Consider the following 2,657-nt stretch of genomic DNA (forward strand, 5'->3'; position numbering starts at 1 on the left):
CCTGCAGACATACCTCAAGGGGATGGACTATCCCGCGGGCAAGCGGGACCTCATCGCCCACGCCCGGAAGAACAACGCTCCGGAGGACGTGATCGCCGCGCTCGAAGGGTTCGGTGAGCGGACCTATCAGTCGGCCGCAGACGTGAGCGTGGAGTTCGGCAAAGAGAGCCGGACGGAGCGGCCGGTTGAGACGGCGACCCGATCCGGGAAGACCGGTGCAGCAGTCGGTGAGAGGCCTCCCGAAACCCGGAGAAGAGCGCCGTCCCTTGCGCATCTCTCCGCCGCAGACCTGCAGGTCTACCTCAAGGGGATGGACTACCCTGCGGACAAACAGAACCTGATCACCCACGCACGGGGGATGAATGCCCCGGAGGACGTGATTGCCGCACTCGAACTCTTCAGTGAGCGGACCTATCAGTCGGCAGCCGATGTGGGCGCGGAGTTCGGCATCGTCAAGTGATACGGGGAACTCCTGCGTTGCGGGCGACGGCCGGGAAATACCCTTCCCGCCTCCCCCGCATACTCTATCTGCGTTGGAAGAAACCTGCCGATGCCCGGACGGCTACCTTGAGTCGACAGGGGACTTCCCGCTCCACCTCCCTCCACCCCCATAAGTTAAATAGTCGCAACACGTATCGCCCGCTCCGCGCGAAGGCGGGATCGTCTTCGAAAGCGCACCAGGGATATGGTGGTTGCAATGGCGGAAACGATTCTGGAGCGGCGGAGGGCGGAAGGGCAGGAGTTCTTCTCGTCCGAAGATGTTGTGGGAAAGCGGGTGAAGAACCCGGAAGGCTACGACCTCGGGGAGATCTCAAGCCTGCGGATCGGGCTCCCCACGGGAAAAGTGGCGTACGCGGTCCTCAGGACCGGGGGCATGTTAGGTCTCGGGTCGAAGATCTTCGCGATCCCGATTGAGGCGATGGTCTACCGGCCGGGGGACGATGTTTTTGTGGTGAACATCAGCAAACATAAAATCGACAGCGAGTCGGGGTTTTCGGAGGGGGATTGGCCGAGGGAAGCAAACTGGAACCTGATCGAGTCGACCCGGCCGATGGGCCCCCCGAGCCAGGAGGAGGCCCGGGCCGTGACCCGGACGGAGGCCACGCCCCGGGAGACCGTCACGACCGGGCAGGCGGGGGCGCGGGAGATCCCCGTTCGGGAAGAGAGGCCGATAAAAGCGGAGGAGGTGGAGGGCAGAACGGTGGAGACCCGGACGGCGGCGGAGGCGCATGCTCCGACGACCGGACCCTTCACGCGGGCGAGAGAGGAAACGGGAGCCAGGAGGCTGTCTTTCGCACACCTCTCCGCCGCAGACCTGCAGGTCTACCTCAAGGGAATGGATTACCCGGCAGGCAAGCGGGACCTCGTCGCCCATGCACGGGGGATGAGCGCACCGGAAGACGTGATCGCCGCGCTCGAGACGTTCGGCGAGCGGACCTACCAGTCTGCCGCGGATGTAAGTACGGAGTTCGGCAAACTCAGGTGAACCTTCGTTCCCGGGCTACAGGCAAAGTCGGGTCTGCACCGTTTCCCGCCCGCCGAACGTGAGGTAACGCCCGGCGGTCGTTCCCCGGACTCCGGCCCGTCCGAGGTCGGCAGGCCCGGTGAACGGCCGTTTCCGGCGCAGGGCGAGTATCCGGTCCGCACCCTTCGGCCCGATCCCGGGAGTGCGGAGGAGGTCGCAGCGCGGAGCGGTATTGACATTCACCGGGCTTTGACCGGTTGCAAGGACCTCCTTCGGGTCGCGGTTCGGGAAAAACCCTTTTTCATCGAGAACCGCCCGGAGTTCATCGGCCGCAACGCCGTAGTCCCGGAGCAGGTAATCGGCCTGATACCACCGCCGAGCCCGCCACGCCGGGGTATCGGGGTGCGACGCAAGAGGAGTTCCCGGCAGGGCGCGGAACGCGGCGAAGTAAACCCGGGACGGCCGGACCCGCCGGTACTGGTCGGCGAGGCAGGCGAGGACCTCCGCATCGGTCTCATCCGCCGCCCCGAGAACGATCTGGGTGGTGTGACGGTCGGGTTTCTCCTCCGCTACCCAGGCCTGGCGCTTCAGGATATCCTGCCGGTAGTCTTTCACCCCGGCGATGCTCCCGAGGCGGTCGGGGGACGTCGCCTCCAGGTTGATGCTGATCCGATCCGCCACGCATGCGGCATCGTGGATGTCGACACGGGCGGCGCCCGGGAGGATTTTGAGGTGAAGGTAGCCGTCGTAGCCCCGCCGGCGAAGGATCTCCCCCGTCTCCACGAGGTCGTGCATTACGCAATCAACGTCGCGAGCGATTCCGGAACTCAAAAAAAGCCCGCCGACAAGTCCCTCCCGCCAGAGGCGGAGAAAAGCCCCGGCAAGTTCTTCCGGGGCGAACGAGAGCCGCTCTCGCTCGAGGCGGACGGCACAATAGGCGCAGTCGTAGGAACAGGTGCCGTTGAGGAGGACCTTGAGCATCCGCCCGCACCCTCCCGCCCGGCGGTTGTACGTAACATGGTGCGCAGCCAGGAGGGGCCGAATGCACTCTCCGGGACAGCAGAGGTCGAACCTCCCGGCGGCGGTAAGACGGGTGAGTTTCTGCTCTTGCATCGACATACCGAAGGCATCGACTCGCAGGAAAAAGAGCCTGTGCCGGGCGCGGGGTGAAAGTGCCTGAAGAGTCCTATGA

The 2,657-nt window shown here is 65.0% G+C and carries 3 protein-coding genes; 2 read left to right on the plus strand and 1 reads right to left on the minus strand.

Going from position 1 to position 2,657, the window contains the following annotated elements:
- Together BP737_RS13350 and BP737_RS13355 are read left to right on the plus strand one after the other, a co-directional pair.
- The coding region (locus BP737_RS13350; protein ID WP_292407232.1) for a DUF2795 domain-containing protein at positions 1 to 460 on the plus strand (460 nt) is incomplete at its 5' end.
- Positions 461 to 697: 237 nt separating this feature from the next.
- A complete protein-coding gene (locus BP737_RS13355) occupies positions 698 to 1,486 on the plus strand; it encodes a DUF2795 domain-containing protein (protein WP_292407229.1) in 789 nt (262 codons plus the stop codon).
- Between the two features lie 15 nt (positions 1,487 to 1,501).
- Here the strand turns inward: BP737_RS13355 and BP737_RS13360 are convergent, their stop codons facing one another.
- Positions 1,502 to 2,584: a radical SAM protein gene (locus BP737_RS13360; protein ID WP_342686261.1), complete on the minus strand. Its 1,083-nt coding sequence runs from the start codon at positions 2,582 to 2,584 to the stop codon at positions 1,502 to 1,504.
- Positions 2,585 to 2,657: the final 73 nt, after the last annotated feature.

Origin of the sequence: Methanoculleus sp. UBA291 (assembly GCF_002499755.1) — an archaeon.
Classification (GTDB): Archaea; Halobacteriota; Methanomicrobia; order Methanomicrobiales; family Methanoculleaceae; genus Methanoculleus; species Methanoculleus palmolei.

Excerpts from the sequence above, each read along its gene's own strand:
- BP737_RS13355 (WP_292407229.1), top strand. The coding sequence starts at position 698 with ATGGCGGAAACGATTCTGGAGCGGCGGAGGGCGGAAGGGCAGGAGTTC.
- BP737_RS13360 (WP_342686261.1), bottom strand. The coding sequence starts at position 2,584 with ATGTCGATGCAAGAGCAGAAACTCACCCGTCTTACCGCCGCCGGGAGG.